The organism is Micromonospora sp. NPDC048040 (assembly GCF_055587185.1).
The window spans coordinates 60656-74645 of sequence record NZ_JBVJGT010000032.1 but is presented as its reverse complement, the minus strand read 5'-3'; the positions used below and the strand labels follow the sequence as shown (position 1 = coordinate 74645).

Annotated in this window: 13 protein-coding genes and 1 pseudogene; 4 read left to right on the top strand and 10 right to left on the bottom strand. The window is 75.5% G+C overall.

The genetic code is table 11. From position 1 onward, the window contains the following. Nucleotides 1-428, bottom strand: a 428-nt coding sequence (locus ACZ6O2_RS24975; RefSeq protein WP_466024500.1) for an RNA-guided endonuclease InsQ/TnpB family protein, incomplete at its 3' end; no start/stop codon positions are given. Nucleotides 429-528: 100 nt separating this feature from the next. Between ACZ6O2_RS24975 and ACZ6O2_RS24970 the strand changes: the two genes are divergently transcribed. Further along, nucleotides 529-1446 (top strand): acyl-CoA dehydrogenase, encoded by a 918-nt coding sequence (locus tag ACZ6O2_RS24970; RefSeq protein ID WP_466024499.1) that lies wholly within the window; start codon nt 529-531, stop codon nt 1444-1446. A gap of 76 nt (nt 1447-1522) precedes the next feature. On the opposite strand, the gene ACZ6O2_RS24965 is transcribed toward ACZ6O2_RS24970, so the two are convergent. After that, nucleotides 1523-3214 carry a long-chain-fatty-acid--CoA ligase gene (locus ACZ6O2_RS24965; RefSeq protein ID WP_466024498.1) on the bottom strand — a complete coding sequence of 564 codons (1692 nt, stop codon included), beginning with the start codon at nt 3212-3214 and terminating at the stop codon, nt 1523-1525. A 110-nt stretch (nt 3215-3324) separates the two neighbouring features. On the opposite strand from ACZ6O2_RS24965, the gene ACZ6O2_RS24960 reads away from it, so the two are divergent. Beyond that, nucleotides 3325-4956 (top strand): glycosyltransferase 87 family protein, encoded by a 1632-nt coding sequence (locus tag ACZ6O2_RS24960; protein ID WP_466024497.1) that lies wholly within the window; start codon nt 3325-3327, stop codon nt 4954-4956. On the opposite strand, the gene ACZ6O2_RS24955 is transcribed toward ACZ6O2_RS24960, so the two are convergent. Next, on the bottom strand, nt 4913-5089 hold the full coding sequence (locus ACZ6O2_RS24955) for a hypothetical protein (RefSeq protein WP_466024496.1): 177 nt from the start codon (nt 5087-5089) through the stop codon (nt 4913-4915). The genes ACZ6O2_RS24960 and ACZ6O2_RS24955 overlap by 44 nt on opposite strands. Nucleotides 5090-5195: 106 nt before the next feature. Next, a complete protein-coding gene (locus ACZ6O2_RS24950; RefSeq protein ID WP_466024495.1) occupies nt 5196-5909 on the bottom strand; it encodes a polyamine aminopropyltransferase in 714 nt (237 codons plus the stop codon). 131 nt (nt 5910-6040) lie between these two features. Between ACZ6O2_RS24950 and ACZ6O2_RS24945 the strand changes: the two genes are divergently transcribed. Continuing rightward, nucleotides 6041-7045 (top strand): zinc-binding dehydrogenase, encoded by a 1005-nt coding sequence (locus ACZ6O2_RS24945; protein WP_466024502.1) that lies wholly within the window; start codon nt 6041-6043, stop codon nt 7043-7045. Nucleotides 7046-7207: 162 nt separating this feature from the next. On the opposite strand, the pseudogene ACZ6O2_RS24940 reads toward ACZ6O2_RS24945, so the two are convergent. The 4 genes and pseudogenes from ACZ6O2_RS24940 to ACZ6O2_RS24925 form a co-directional block, all read right to left on the bottom strand. Further along, nucleotides 7208-8080, bottom strand: a pseudogene (locus ACZ6O2_RS24940) (sulfite exporter TauE/SafE family protein); the annotation flags it as partial. Then, nucleotides 8077-8682, bottom strand: a complete 606-nt coding sequence (locus ACZ6O2_RS24935; RefSeq protein ID WP_466024494.1) for a rhodanese-like domain-containing protein — start codon at nt 8680-8682, stop codon at nt 8077-8079. The pseudogene ACZ6O2_RS24940 and the gene ACZ6O2_RS24935, both read right to left, overlap by 4 nt. A 176-nt stretch (nt 8683-8858) precedes the next feature. Further along, nucleotides 8859-10259 carry an MBL fold metallo-hydrolase gene (locus ACZ6O2_RS24930; protein WP_350711867.1) on the bottom strand — a complete coding sequence of 467 codons (1401 nt, stop codon included), beginning with the start codon at nt 10257-10259 and terminating at the stop codon, nt 8859-8861. Between the two features lie 137 nt (nt 10260-10396). Next, nucleotides 10397-10666 (bottom strand): metal-sensitive transcriptional regulator, encoded by a 270-nt coding sequence (locus ACZ6O2_RS24925; RefSeq protein ID WP_350711866.1) that lies wholly within the window; start codon nt 10664-10666, stop codon nt 10397-10399. A gap of 234 nt (nt 10667-10900) precedes the next feature. On the opposite strand from ACZ6O2_RS24925, the gene eccB reads away from it, so the two are divergent. Further along, nucleotides 10901-12292, top strand: coding sequence for a type VII secretion protein EccB (gene eccB / locus ACZ6O2_RS24920; protein ID WP_350711865.1), 1392 nt, complete (start codon nt 10901-10903; stop codon nt 12290-12292). Between the two features lie 38 nt (nt 12293-12330). Here eccB and ACZ6O2_RS24915 read toward each other — a convergent pair whose 3' ends face one another. Next, nucleotides 12331-12936: a class I SAM-dependent methyltransferase gene (locus ACZ6O2_RS24915; RefSeq protein WP_350711864.1), complete on the bottom strand. Its 606-nt coding sequence runs from the start codon at nt 12934-12936 to the stop codon at nt 12331-12333. Between the two features lie 289 nt (nt 12937-13225). Beyond that, nucleotides 13226-13960: a phosphoesterase PA-phosphatase gene (locus tag ACZ6O2_RS24910; RefSeq protein ID WP_466024493.1), complete on the bottom strand. Its 735-nt coding sequence runs from the start codon at nt 13958-13960 to the stop codon at nt 13226-13228. Nucleotides 13961-13990 lie beyond the last annotated feature (30 nt).

Here is a 13990-nt window from a genome sequence, read left to right as displayed (position 1 = left end):
GACCACACAATGTCCAGCGGGGCGACCATCTTCGCGAGAGTCAGTTTCCCGTCCCGCCAGCGGAACGCCGACCGGGTGTACTCGGCGCTGGCCCGGGACTTCCTCTTGGACTTGAAATGGGGGTATCGGGCGCGTTTGGCGAAGAACGCCGTGTAGGCGGCGTGCAGATGCCGCAACGCTTGTTGCAGCGGAACGCTGGACACCTCGTTGAGGAATGCCAGTTCGGCGCCGCGTTTCCATTCGGTCAGGGCCGCCGACGATTCCGTGTAGCTGATCGAGCGGCGTTGGGTGGCGTATGCGCGGGTCCGCATCTCGAGGGCTTTGTTGTAGACCAAGCGTACGCACCCGAAGGTGCGGTTGAGTTGTTCGGCCTGCTCACCGGTGGGATAGAAGCGGTACTTGTATGCCCGCTTCACTACTCCGCTCACATTTTACATTCTAGCGGTCCATTGTGTTGCATGATCATTGAGGGGAGGGAGCGGCGTTTCCTCCCGGCCCTGAAGGGCTGGTTTCCACGCCGCAACTCTGATGAACGAGGCCCGCATCGGGGTGGGGGCGGGCGCCACCGCCCTCGGCTACACCGGCTACCTGAAGTCGCTCGCGTACGCCCGCCAGCGACCGCAGGGCCGCCCGGCCGCCGACAAGGACCCCACCGCGCCGCAGGTGCCGATCGTCGCCCACCCCGACGTGCGGCGGATGCTGCTGGCGCAGAAGAGCTACGTGGAGGGCGCGCTGGCGCTCGTCCTCTACTGCGGACGGCTGCTCGACGAGGAGAAGACCGCGCCGGAGGCGGCGGACCGGGAACGCGCGCGCCTGTTGCTGGACGTGCTCACCCCGATCGCGAAGAGCTGGCCGTCGCAGTGGTGCCTGGCCGCCAACGACCTGGCCATCCAGGTGCACGGGGGCTACGGCTACACCCGCGACTACGACGTCGAGCAGCACTGGCGCGACAACCGGCTCAACCCGATCCACGAGGGCACCCACGGCATCCAGGCGCTGGACCTGCTGGGCCGCAAGGTGACCATGCGCGGCGGGGACGGGCTCGCGCTGCTGGTTGAGACGGTCCGCGCCACGGTCGCCCGGGCGTGGAAGACCGAGGGCGAGGCCGCCGGGCTGGCCGGCCCGCTCGGCGCGGCCCTGGACCGGGTCACCCTGGTCACCCGGCGGCTGTGGAGCACCGGCGACCCGGCGGTGGCGTTGGCCAACGCGAGCGTCTACCTGGAGGCGGTCGGCCACGTGGTGATCGCCTGGATGTGGCTGGAGCAGCTGCTCGTCGTCGAGGCGGCCGGCGGCCCGGGCGACGGGCCGGACGCCGACCTGCACGCCGGCAAGCGGCAGGCCGCCCGGTACTTCTTCCGCTACGAGCTGCCTCGCACCGGGCCTCAGTTCGACCTGCTGGAGAGCCTCGACCGGACCACGCTGGAGATGCGCGACGACTGGTTCTGACCGCCCCGCACCACCGTCCCGCCGCCGCACCCGACCTGCGCGTGACGGTGCGGGCGGACCGACCGGCCCCGCCGCCTCAACCGTCGGCGAGCAGCCGGTCGCGCACCTCGCGACGCAGGACCTTGCCGATCTGCGAGCGGGGCAGGTCCTCGACCAGGACGACCCGGCGGGGCACCTTGTACGCGGTGAGGTGCTGCCGGCACGCGGCCCGGACGGCGGCCTCGTCCAGGTCGGCCTCCTCGTGCGGCACGACCGCCGCCACCACCTCCTCGCCGCCGTGCGCGCCGGGCAGGCCGACCGCCGCGGCGTCGCGCACGCCCGGGACGCGGCGCAGCGCGTCCTCCACCTCGGACGGGTAGACGTTGAACCCGCCGGTGATGATCAGCTCCTTGATCCGGTCGACCACCGTGACGAAGCCGTCGGCGTCCGTCACCACGATGTCCCCGGTGCGCAGCCAGCCGCCGGGCAGCAGCACCGCCGCCGTCTCCTCCGGGCGGCGCCAGTAGCCGGCGAACACCTGCGGTCCCCGGATCAGCAGCTCGCCCGCCTGGCCCGGCTCGCGGTCGCGCGCGGGGTCCTCCGGGTCCACGATGCGGATCTCGGTGGACGGGAACGGCACCCCGACGGTGCCGGGACGCCGGGCGGGGGAGACCGGGTTGCCCAGCGCCACGGGGGAGGTCTCGGTCATGCCGTAGCCCTCGACGAGCAGCCCGCCGGTGACCGACTCCCACACCTCGACCGTCGCCGGGGGCAGCGCCATGGCGCCGGAGATGGCGTACCGGGCCGAGGTGAGGTCGACGCCGCGTTCCCGGGCTGCGGTGGCGAGTTTCCCGTAGATCGGCGGGACGGCGGGCAGGAACGTCGGCGGGCGGCGGCGTGCCGCCTCCAGGGTCTGGTCGAGGTCGAAGCGGGGAAACAGCACCAGCGTGGCGCCGATGCCCACCGCGAAGGTGAGGCACAGCGTCAGCCCGTACGCGTGGAACAGCGGCAGTACCGCGTACACCGTCTCCGCGCCGTCGCGCAGGCCCGGCACCCAGGCGCGGCCCTGCGCCGCGTTGGTCCGCAGGTTGCGGTGGGTCAGGACGGCGCCCTTCGGCGTGCCGGTGGTGCCGCCGGTGTACTGCAGCAGCGCCGTGTCGTCCGGGCCGGGGGCGGGGTGCCCGGCGGCGAGCGGCGGGCCGGCGGCGACGAGGCGTTCCCAGGGCAGCGCCCCCGGCGCGGGCGCGGTCATCGCCGCGCGGGCGGCGCGCGCCCGGGGCAGCGGGAGCCGCAGTGCCCAGCGCTTGCGCCGGGGCAGCGCCCGGGTCAGGTCCACCGCGACCACGGTCTCGACCGCCGTGGCGCCGGCGGTGCGGCGGACGAGGGGTGCCACCTTGTCCCAGACGACCGCGACGCGGGCGCCGTGGTCGGCGAGCTGGTGCGTGAGCTCCTGCTCGGTGTAGAGCGGGTTGTGCTCGACCACCACCGCGCCGAGGCGCAGCACGGCGTAGAAGGCCACCACGTGCTGCGGACAGTTCGGCAGCACCAGCGCGACCCGGTCGCCCCGGTCGACGCCGAGCCGCCGCAGCGCCTCAGCCGCCCGGCCGACCTGGTCGAACAGGTCGGCGTACGTGGTGGTGGCGCCGAAGAAGTCGAGGGCGACCCGGGGACCGAAGCGACGGGTGGCGTCGCGTAGCAGATCGACCAGCGACTCGTCGCACGGCGGGACTGTCGCCGGCACGCCCGGGGCGTAGCTGCGCAGCCAGGGCCGCTCCGCACTCAGGTCCATGTCTCTCCTCCGCACGTCACGCGTCGCCGGGCCTACTTCACGGTAACCTACGGTCGCGTAGGTATTGGTCGGGGTCCCCGGCGGGCGGGCGCCGGCCGTAGACTCCGACGATGCGGGATCGGCGGGTGGCGGTGCTCTGGTCGGTGTTCGTCATCGTCGCCGCGGGGTCGTCCGCGCTCGTGACGCTCCGCCCGGATCGCCTCTCCGACCTGCACATCTACCGGGGCGCGCTGCTGCACCTGCACGCCGGCCGACCGCTCTACGACTTCGTCGCCGAGAACGGCGGGCCGTTCACCTACCCGCCGTTCGCGGCGCTGGTGCTCTGGCCGGTCGCCGCCGTCCCCGAGGGAGTCGCGCAGGGCGTCTGGCTGGCGTTGACCTGCCTCGCGGTGGTCGCCATCGCGGTGCCGGTGGGCCGCCTGCTCGCCGGCCCCGGGCCTCGGCGGGCCCTCGTCGTGCCGGCCGTCGCCTGCGCCCTGATGCTCTCCGCGCCGGTGCAGAGCAACCTCCGATTCGGCCAGGTCAGCATCTTCATCGTGCTGCTCGCGCTGCTGGACGGCATGGGTGTCGTCCCGGCCCGACTCCGGGGCGTGCTCGTCGGGGTGGCCGCCGCGATCAAACTGACCCCGCTGCTGTTCGTCGTCTACTTCCTCGCCACCGGACGCTACCGGGACGCCGGGCGGGCCGTGGTCACCTTCCTGGGCTGCGCCGCGCTGGGGGCGGCGATCCTGCCGGCGGCGAGCTGGACGTACTGGACCGAGGCGATGCGCGACACGGCGCGGATCGGCAACCTCGCCTCACTCGGCAACCAGTCGGTGCACGGCATGCTGCTGCGGATCGGGCTCGACGAGGCGTCCCTGCCGCTGCTCTGGGCGGCCCTGGTTGCCGTTCTCTGCGGGGTGGCCCTGCTGCGGGCGCGGCACCTCGCCGCGCACGGGCGGCCCGGGCACGCCGCCGTGCTCGTCGGGTGCGCCACCGTCGCCGCCTCCCCGGTGTCCTGGACCCACCACCAGATCTGGCCGGTGCTGGCGGCGATGCTGCTGATCGGCGCCGAGGGGATCGCCCGGCGGGTGGCCGGCGGCGCGCTGCTGGTGGCGATGGTGGTCTCGCTGGGGGTGGTGCTGGCCCCGGTCTCGACGACCCCCGGGATCCAGTTCCTCTTCGAGAACGCCCGGGCGCTCGGCGTCGGGGTGCTCTGCCTGGCCGGGTTCGGCGGGGCGGCACTGGCGGTGGCGGGCGCGGGCCGGCGGCCCCGGGCGGCCCGCGGCTGGCTGCGGGTGGGCACCACCGCCGCGCTGGCCGTGGCGTTCTTCGCCGTGCAGCCGCTGCCGGCCGGCGCCGACCCGACGTTCAAGGCGTACACGCTGTCCGACGTGGACAATCCACGCTACTTCTTCGTCTGCCGGGGCCCGGTGCAGTGCGCCGCGTACGGCACCGACGCCCCGGTGACCTTCGGCACCCGGCGCGAGAAGATCAAGGTCCGGGTCAACGGGGTGGTGTCGCCGGCGGTGGCCCGGCTGGAATACCACTCCGCTCCCGGCGGCGCGCCCCGGGTCATCCCGCTGCTGGCGGCCCATCCGGGGCCCCGGACGTTCTCGTTCCGGTCGGCGACCATGGCCCACGGCCGGCTCGTCGCCTACGCCGCCGACGGGCGACCGATCGCGACCTACGACGAGGAGCTGGCCGCCGCGCTCGACGTCACCGGCGCCCGGCGGCGTGGTGCATCGCCTGCCGCCCCTTGACCGCAGCCAGCACGACGACCGCGAGCAGCGCCACCGCGCCGATGACCACCAGCCAGCGCACCGCCTCGAGGAGCAGCCCGAGCAGGACGAGCGCGCCGGCGATGACGGCGACGACCCAGAGCATGGCCCGCATGTCGACCTCCCGTGACTCCGGCCGCGTCGCGCGGCCCCCGCCCGCCTTCCCGGTCCGGCCCGCACCATGCGGCGCGGACCGCCGGAACGCCTGGTCAGGGGGCCTGTCAGAGCTGGGCGACGTACACGGTGTTGGCCGACTCCCCGCCGGTCAGCGGGTTGGCGAACGGGACGACGTGGGCCCGCGCGGTACGGAACACCGCGGCGAGCGCCTCCTCGAACGCGGCGTCGGGCGGGTCGTCCGACCAGAGGGCGAACACCCCGTCCGGGTGCAGGTGGGCGGCGAGCCGGCGCAGGCCGTCCGGGGTGTAGAAGGCGGCGTGGGTGGGGTGCAGCACGTTGCGCGGCGAGTGGTCGACGTCGAGGAGCACGGCGTGGAACCGCCGTCCCGGCGCCTGCGGGTCGAAGCCGGTGCCGTCGGCGACGGCGGCGAAGAAGTCGGCCCGCACGAAGCGGGTACGCGGGTCGGCGGCCAGCCCGGCGGCGAACGGCAGCAACTCGCGGCGGTGCCAGTCGATGACGTCCTCGATCGCCTCCACCACCAGCAGCGAGCCGACCCGCTCGTCGGTGAGCGCCGTGCGGGCGGTGTAGCCGAGGCCGAGGCCGCCGACGACCACGTCGAGGTCGCGCCCCGCCAGCGGGGCCAGCCCCAGCCGGGCCAGCTCGATCTCCGCGACGGGGAAGAGGCTGGACATCAGGAACTCGTCGTCGAGCTTGACCTCGTACACCTCGACGTCGAGCGACGGGTCGCGGCGCCGACGCAGGCTGATGAGGCCGATCGGGGTGTCCCGCCAGGCCAGTTCCTCGAATCGCACGCCCACGGGCCCGGATGCTACCGGGCGGCGCCCCGAGGGCCGGCCACCGGCGCGCATTCCTTCCGTCCGGCCGGGTATGCGCGCTCGTCGAGGGCCGCCGACCGGGGGCCGGACAGGGAGCGCGCACTGTGGCGGACATGCTGGCCGGACGGCTGCACGTGGCGGACCGGGTGCTGCGGATGGAGTCGGTGCCGGTGCCGGAGCCGGAGCGTGGGCAGGTGCGGATCAGGGTCGAGGCGGCGGGTGTCTGCCTGTCGGACGTGCACCTGATCGACGGCACCCTCACGCCGCTCTACCTGCCCGGCGACGTGGTGACGCTGGGCCACGAGGTCGCCGGGGTGGTCGACGCGTTCGGCGACGACGTCGAGGGGTGGGCGCCGGGCCAGCGGGTGCTGCTCCAGGCGGGGGAGCGGGACCGGCGCGGCACGGTGTTCACCCGGGGCGTGGACTACGACGGCGGCTGGGCCGAGTACGCCGTGGCCCGCGAGGACACGGTGGTGCCGATCCCGGACGACCTGCCGTTCGAGCAGGCCTGCATCATCCCGGACGCGGTCTCCACTCCCTGGGCGGCGGTGACGGACACCGGGCGCACCCGGCCCGGGGAGGCGGTCGCGGTGTGGGGCGTGGGCGGCCTGGGCGCGCACGCCGTCCAACTGCTGCGCCTGGTGGGCGCGGCCCCGGTGATCGCGGTGGAGCCGCTGGCGGCGGCGCGGGACCGGGCGACGGCGCTGGGCGCCGACGCGGCGTTCGACCCGGCCGACCCCGGGCTCCGCGACGCCGTGCTGGAGTTGACCGGCGGGCGGGGTCTCGACGTCGCGTTCGACTTCGCCGGGGTGACTCCGGTGCGTGAGCAGGCGCTGACCGTGCTCGCCCGCCGGGGCCGGCTGGTGCTCGCCGGGATCGCCAACAAGCCGGTCACGATCGCGTCGGACAGCCCGTTCAACTACTTCCGGCAGGCGCTGCTCGGCCACTACGGCTCGGAGTCCGAGCACGTCGAGCAACTGGTGTCCCTGGCCCGGCAGAAGCGGCTCGACCTGAGCGCGTCGATCAGTGACGTGCTGCCGCTGGCCGAGGCGGAGGAGGCGGTGCGGCGGGTGCACACCAAGGAGGGCAACCCCATCCGGCTGATCCTGCGTCCCTGAGCGGTGCGGCCCGCCGGGGTCGCCCCGCGACTCCGCCCGCCGGTGGAACCGGCGTCACGGCCGCACCGCCGCCCGGCCGGGTCGGTCTGCCCGGCCACGCCGGTCTGCCCGGTCGTGTCGGTCGTGCCGGTCGCGTCGCCGGCGACGGCGCGGCACACCGGCACCCGTCGTCCGGTCGGGGCGGGCGCGGCGCCGGCGGTCGCGCAGCAGCGCGCCGACCACGGCGGCGGCCACCGCTCCCGCCACGGCCCAGAGCAGCGGGCTGGTCCGCACCTGCCCGGGGAGCTGCTGGCCGAGGACGAAGAGGCCCATCGCCGCCACGAACCACCCGAACGCCTTGCGCAGCACGTTCTCAGGGACGTGCCCGGCGAGCCGGCCGCCGGCGAGGCTGCCGACCACGGCGGCGGCGGTGACCGCGGCGGCCAGGCCCCAGTCGACGTCGACGGTGGACAGGTAGCCGGCCAGGCCGGCGAGGGACTTCATCGCGATGACCACGAGCGAGGTGCCGACCGCGACCGGCATCGGCAGGCCGCCGAGCAGGGCGAGGGCGGGGACGACCAGGAAGCCGCCGCCGGCGCCGACCAGGCCGGTGACCAGGCCGACCACGACGCCGTCGAGCACCACCCGCAGCACCGGCAGCTCGTGCGGCACGGGCCGGCCGCCGCCGCGGTCGCGTCGGCCGCGGATCATGGCCGTCGCGGTGGCGAGCATCATCAGGGCGAAGCCGGCGAGCAGTACCGCGGCCGGGACGAACGCGGCGAGGCGGCCTCCGGCGTACGCGCCGGCCATGCCTGCGGCCCCGAAGACCAGGCCGGTCCGCCACCGGACGCGGCCCGCGCGGGCGTGGGGCAGCACGCCCACGGCGCTGGTCACCCCGACGACCAGCAGCGAGGTGGCGATCGCCTCCTTCGGCGGCAGGTCGGCGACGTAGACCAGCAGCGGTACGGCGAGGATGGAGCCGCCCCCGCCGAGCAGGCCGAGGCTGATCCCGATGAGGACGGCCAGCCCGACGGTCAGCGCGAGGCCGCCGGTCACGACCGCCGCCCGGTTGTCGACCCCGCACGCAGTTGACCGACGACGGTGTCCAGGTCGCAGCTGGCGCCCCGGTTGTAGGGCAGCTTGCCGAGCAGCATGCCCATGGCGCAGGTGTTGGTGACGGCGGCGACGGTGAGCCCGGCGCCGATGAAGCCGGCCACCCACTTCAGGCCGGGTACGAACACCGAGCCCAGGATGCTGAGCAGGACGATCGACCCGGCGACGAGCCGCACCTGTCGCTCCAGGTCCCAGCGCGGGGCGCCCTGGGTGATCGGCGCGTGGGCGGCCTGCCAGGCCGTCATGCCGCCGTGCAGGACCTTGAGCCGGGGCAGCCCAGCCCCGGAGAGGGCCTGCTCGGCCTGGGTGGCGCGGGCGCCGGAGCGGCAGATCAACACCACGTCCTCGTCGAGGTGGTGGCGCAGTTCCTCGCGGTGCTCCTTGAGCAGGTCGAGCGGGACGTTGTAGGCGCCGGGGATGTGTGCGGTCTCGAACTCCGCCGGGGTGCGCACGTCCAGCAGGCGGGGCGCGCGGCCGGAGTCGATCAGCTCACGCAGGGCGGCGGCGTCGAGGGCGGCGGGGCGGGCGTTCTCCGAAGTGCTCATTCTTCCTCATTCGGGATGTATCACGTGAAATTCGGGCACGGGCCGGCCGGCCGCAGCGGTTTCGCGGCGGCCGACTCGGACAGGGGTTGGCCGGCCGAAGCCGCTTCGCGGCGGCCGACCGGCGCAGGGGGCTGGCCGGCCGCCGCCGGTCGCGGCGGCCGGCGGCCAGGTTCAGGTCAGGCGCCGCCGACCATGGCGACTCCGGCGGCCTCGGCCCGGGCGAACGCGTCGTCGAGCACCACGACCTCGCGGCCCGCGTTCGCCAGCAGCGACGCGGCGGCGGTGGCCCGGTACCCGGAGCCGCAGTGCACCCAGACCACGCCCGGGGGCACCTCGGCGAGCCGCGCAGGCAGGTCGGGCAGGGGGATGTGCACGGCGCCCTCGACATGGCCGGCGCGCCACTCGTTGGTCATCCGGACGTCGAGCACGACGTCCGGGGCGGGCAGCCCCGCCGGGGTGTTGCCGGCGCGGGCGGCGGCCAGCGCGGGGAAGTCGGCGGTCCGCAGGTCCCGCAGCTGCCCCGGGTCGGCGGCCCACTGCTCGGCCGTCCCGGTGGCCTGGGCGGCCGGCCGGTCGATGCCGATGCGGACCAGTTCGCGCTGGGCGTCGGCGACCTGCGCCGCGGTCTCCGCGAGCAGGGTGATCGGTGTGCCCCAGTCGACGAGCCAGCCGAGCCAGGTCGACATCGGGCCGTCGAGCCCGAGGCTGACGGTGCCGGCCAGGTGTGAGGCGGCGTACGCCTTGCGGTGCCGCAGGTCGACGACCCACTGGCCGTCGGCGATCCGCTCGCGCAGCGCGGCGGCGTCGGCCCGGGCGACCGGGGTGAGGTCCACGGGCGCCGGACCGGCGAGGTTCGCCACGCCCATGTGGGCGTAGTACGCCGGGTAGGCGTCGAGCCCGGCCAGGGTCTCGGTGACGAACTCGTCGGCGGCCAGCCGCAGCACGGGGTTGGCCCGCTTCTCCCGGCCGATGGTCGACTCCGGCGCGTCGGCCTGGCTGGCCGAGCAGAAGCTGCCGAATCCGTGGGTCGGCCACACCTCGGCCCCGTCGGGTAGCAGGTCGGCCAACCGTTTCGCCGACGCGTGCTGGTGGTGGGCGAGTTCGTGGGCGTGCTGCGCGCCGAGCAGGTCGGTGCGGCCGGTGGTGCCGAAGAGCAGCGAGCCGCCGGTGAACACCCCGACCGGCCGCCAGCCGCCGTCGTCGGCCTCGTCGAGCGCGTACGACAGGTGGTGGAAGGTGTGCCCCGGCGTGGCCACCACCCGGAGCCGCATCGCGCCGGAGACGGGCACGGTGTCGCCGTCGGCGACCGGGGTCCGGTCGAACCCGACCTCGTCGTCGGCGGCGACCAGGTAGTCGGCGCCGGTCAGCCGGGCCAGTTCCAGGCCGCCGGAGACGTAGTCGTTGTGGATGTGGGTCTCCACCACGTGGGTGATGCGCACGCCCTTGGCGCCCGCGAGGTACATGACCCGGTCGATGTCGCGCTGGGGGTCGACGACGATCGCCACCGCGCCGTCGGAGGCCAGGTAACTGCGGTCGCCGAGCGAGGACGTCGCGATGACGGACACCTCAACTGCCATTGCCGTGCTCCTTGTGGGATCTATACCCCTGGGGGTATCCGACGGGCACACGTCCGCGGTTGTCGACGTGTGCGCAGTGCTTACCCACCCACGTCGCTGTCACGCGACGTGGGTGGCCGTGCTCCGTGCTTGTGTGCTCAGGCCAGCGAGAGGAAGAGCTTCTCCAGCTCCTCCTCGGTCATCTCCGGCGCCTCGCCGCGCTCGCGGGCGGCGTTGCAGTGCCGCATCCCGGACGCAATGATCTTGAAACCGGCCCGGTCGATCGCCTTCGACACCGCGGCTAGCTGGGTCAGCACGTCGCGGCAGTCCTGGCCGGTCTCCATCATCTCGATGACCGCGTTGAGCTGCCCCCGGGCCCGCTTCAGGCGGGTCAGCGCGTCGCTCGTCATCTCGGGTCGAAGCTTCACCCCGCACCTCCTCGTCACCGACTATACCCCGGGGGGTACCTGATGACGCCATGCTACCCCCGGGGGTATGGCGGGTGCCAGTCCCCGGGAGGTGCCCCCCTGGCCTGATCCGCCGGAGCGCCCACCCGGGGTGACGCCGGCGGAGGCGGGAGCCGCGCAGCCGCGACGCAGGGTCCTCGGGACATCGACGGAACGCTTATCCTGTGCCCCGACCGCACCACCGGAAGGGATCCCATGCCGTCGCGGCAGGACCAGTTGCACTCGTACCAGTTCACCGTCCAGCGGGCGGTCGCCGCCCTGGTGATGCGGGAGACCGACCCGGCGCAGTCGCCGTTCCGGCGGCTGGCCGGCGCGGCCCTGGCCAGCGTCCTGGTCGCGGCCATCGGCCTGGGCGGTTTCGCCCTCTACGGCCTCTTCGCCGGCGGGGGCAGCAGCTGGCGCGACCCGGGCGCGGTGATCGTCGAGAAGGAGTCCGGGGCCCGCTTCGTCTACCGGGAGCAGAAGCTGCACCCGGTGCTCAACTACGCGTCGGCCCTGCTGATCATCGGCGCGGAGCGGCCGAAGACCGTGCTCGTCTCCCGCCGCGCCATCGACGGGGTGCCGCGCGGGTTGCCGCTGGGCATCGCCGACGCCCCCGACTCGCTGCCCCCGCCCGGACGATTGTCGACCGCGCCGTGGACGGTCTGCTCCCTGGCGGCCCCCGAGGACAACCGGTCGACGCCGCGGTCGGCGCTGCTGATCGGCGTGGCCGGCGACGGCGGCCGGGCGCTCGGCGAGGACGCGCTGCTGCTGCGCCACCCCGACGGCGCGCTGCACCTGGTCTGGCACCAGCGTCGCTACCTGCTGCGCGACCCCAACCGGGTGCTGGCCGCCCTGGCGGCCACCCGGGCCCGGGCCGTCCCGGCGGCGCCGGCGCTGCTCAACAGCCTGCCCGCGGGCGCCGACCTGGCCCCGCTGGCCCTGCCCGCCGAGGGGGAACGCTCGGCGCGGGTCTCCGGGGCGCGGATCGGCGACGTCTACCTGGTGCGCAACTCCGGCGGGGGCCGGCAGTACGCCGTCGCGTTGCGGGACGGCCTGGCGGGCATCACCGAGTTGCAGGCCGGCCTGCTGCTCGCCCGCACCGGGCAGGGCGAACCGGAGCCGATCACCCTCGGGCGCTTCGCCGCGCTGCCGAAGCTGCCCGACCTCGCGCCGACCGGCCCGACCGCTCCGCCGACCGCGCCACCCCGCCTGGCCGCGCCCGACGGGTCCGCGCTCTGCGTCCGGGTCGGTGACGACGGCGGCGCGACCGAGGTCAGGCTCGGCGTGGGGCTGCCCGACCTCGCCGCCGCGCCGCGCACCCCGCCTCCGGCGTCCGGCGGCGGGGTGCGCGCGGACCACGTCGTGGTGGAGCCGGGCCGGGGCGCGGTGGTCGAATCGGTCGCGGCGCCGGGCGCGCCCGGCGGCGCGGTCTCCGTGGTGACCGACCTGGGACGGCGGTACGTGCTCGCCGGCGGCGAGGTACGCGGGATGCTCGGCTACCGCGACGTCCGGCCGCTGCGGCTGCCGGCGGGCCTGGTCAGCCTGGTGCCCGCCGGCGCCACGCTCGACCCCGCCGCCGCGCGGGTCGTCGCCACCCCCGCCTGACCCGGCCGGCGACGCCCGGCTCGGGCGGCGGGGCAGGCTCAGGCGGCGGGGCGGCGCAGCACGGTGACGGCGAAATCGGCGTCGTCGCGCCAGGGGCGCAGGTCCCAGGTGGCGAAGCGGTGCTCCAGCCGCAGCCCGGCGGCGACGGCGTCGGCGTCGAAGTCGGTGAGCGGATAGCCGCGGTCGGTGCCGAAGCCCACCGCCACCACGCCGTCGGGCCGCAGGTGGGCGGCGATCCGGCGGAGCACGTCCCGCTCGGTGCCGGGGGCCACGAAGGCCAGCACGTTGCCGGCGACGACCACCGCGTCGAACGGCTCCGGCTCCCCGGCCGCCGCCAGGTCCAGCTCGGCCAGGTCGGCCACCAGCCAGCGCGGGCCCGGGTGGTCGGCGCTGGCGGCCTCCACCAGCGCCGGGTCGGCGTCCACGCCGACCACCGCGTGCCCCCGGGCGGCCAGCTCCGCGCCCACCCGGCCGGTGCCGCAGCCGGCGTCGAGGATCCGGGATCCCGGCGCGACCAGGGCGTCCACCAGTCGGGCCTCGCCGGCCAGGTCCGCCCCCTCGGCGGCCAGCCGGCGGAACCGGTCGATGTACCACTGCGAGTGCTCCGGACCGGTCTCGGTCACCCAACGGGTCGGCTTTCCCATGCCGCCACCGTAGCCGGATCCGGCCGGCCCTCCGGCGGCGGGCACACCTGCGCCGACGGGATCACGCTCACGGGCGCCGACGCGCGGGTGCAGCGCGCGGCGGGCGCCGACGGGCGGGTGCACCGCGCGGCGGGCGCCGACGGGCGGGTGCACCGCGCGGCGGGCGCCGACGGGCGGGTGCACCGCGCAGGCGTCCGGGGCCGGCGGGTCCGGCATCCGCCGAGCGGGCGGCCGGCGACGGCGCCACGGCGCGCCGCCATGCCCGGCCCGTGGCGTCGGTCGTCGCGGGTCAGGTCAGCGCGAGGAATGCCGCGGCGGTGAGCGGGGCGCCGGCGGTCGCTCCGGCGACCACCTGGGCCCCCGTGTGGTCGCGCAGGCGCACCCGCGACCAGGCCACCGCGACGACCAGCGACCAGAGCGCGTGCAGCGCGGGACCGAGGACCAGGACGAGGACGGCCACCGAGCCGGCTGCGGTGGCGGCGTGCACACTGAGCTTCCACCAGTGGTTGACCGCCGTGACGACCGCCCCGTTGACGAGGGTGGCGACCATCAGCGCGACCAGCATCCGGGGCGCGTCGAGGGCCACCAGCAGCGCGATGCCGACCGCGACGGAGGCCAGCCCGAGGGCCAGGGGGCGCAGCCGCTGCGTGTGGTCGCCGATGTGCCGGTCGGTCAGCCAGCCCCGGCGTACGCCGTACAGCACCACGCCGACCGGGACCACCGCGCAGAAGACCAGGGCGGCGCCGCCCCAGCGCAGCACGCCGCCGAGGCTGCCGGTGGCGCGCGCCGCCACCACCAGCGGCATGACGGTGACCAGCACGCTGGGCGCGAGGACCTCCGTGACCAGCCGGGCCACGCGGCGGCCGAGGCTCCGGTCGACCGGGTCGACGTCGACCGGTGCCGCGTCGACCGGTGCCGCGGCGGGCGGCTCTGCGCCGGTCAGGCCGACGCCGGGCGGGGCCGCCGCGGGCGGGACGCCGGCCTTGGTGTCGGTGTCGGTGTCGGTTTCGGGGGAGGCTTCCACCCGGGACATCCTTGGCCAGCGGCCCGCCGC

Coding starts and splice junctions, on each gene's coding strand:
- ACZ6O2_RS24955 (WP_466024496.1), bottom strand. CDS start 5,089: ATGCGGGCCATGCTCTGGGTCGTCGCCGTCATCGCCGGCGCGCTCGTC.
- ACZ6O2_RS24930 (WP_350711867.1), bottom strand. CDS start 10,259: ATGGCAGTTGAGGTGTCCGTCATCGCGACGTCCTCGCTCGGCGACCGC.
- eccB (WP_350711865.1), top strand. CDS start 10,901: ATGCCGTCGCGGCAGGACCAGTTGCACTCGTACCAGTTCACCGTCCAG.
- ACZ6O2_RS24935 (WP_466024494.1), bottom strand. CDS start 8,682: ATGAGCACTTCGGAGAACGCCCGCCCCGCCGCCCTCGACGCCGCCGCC.
- ACZ6O2_RS24970 (WP_466024499.1), top strand. CDS start 529: ATGAACGAGGCCCGCATCGGGGTGGGGGCGGGCGCCACCGCCCTCGGC.
- ACZ6O2_RS24965 (WP_466024498.1), bottom strand. CDS start 3,214: ATGGACCTGAGTGCGGAGCGGCCCTGGCTGCGCAGCTACGCCCCGGGC.
- ACZ6O2_RS24915 (WP_350711864.1), bottom strand. CDS start 12,936: ATGGGAAAGCCGACCCGTTGGGTGACCGAGACCGGTCCGGAGCACTCG.
- ACZ6O2_RS24945 (WP_466024502.1), top strand. CDS start 6,041: ATGCTGGCCGGACGGCTGCACGTGGCGGACCGGGTGCTGCGGATGGAG.
- ACZ6O2_RS24960 (WP_466024497.1), top strand. CDS start 3,325: ATGCGGGATCGGCGGGTGGCGGTGCTCTGGTCGGTGTTCGTCATCGTC.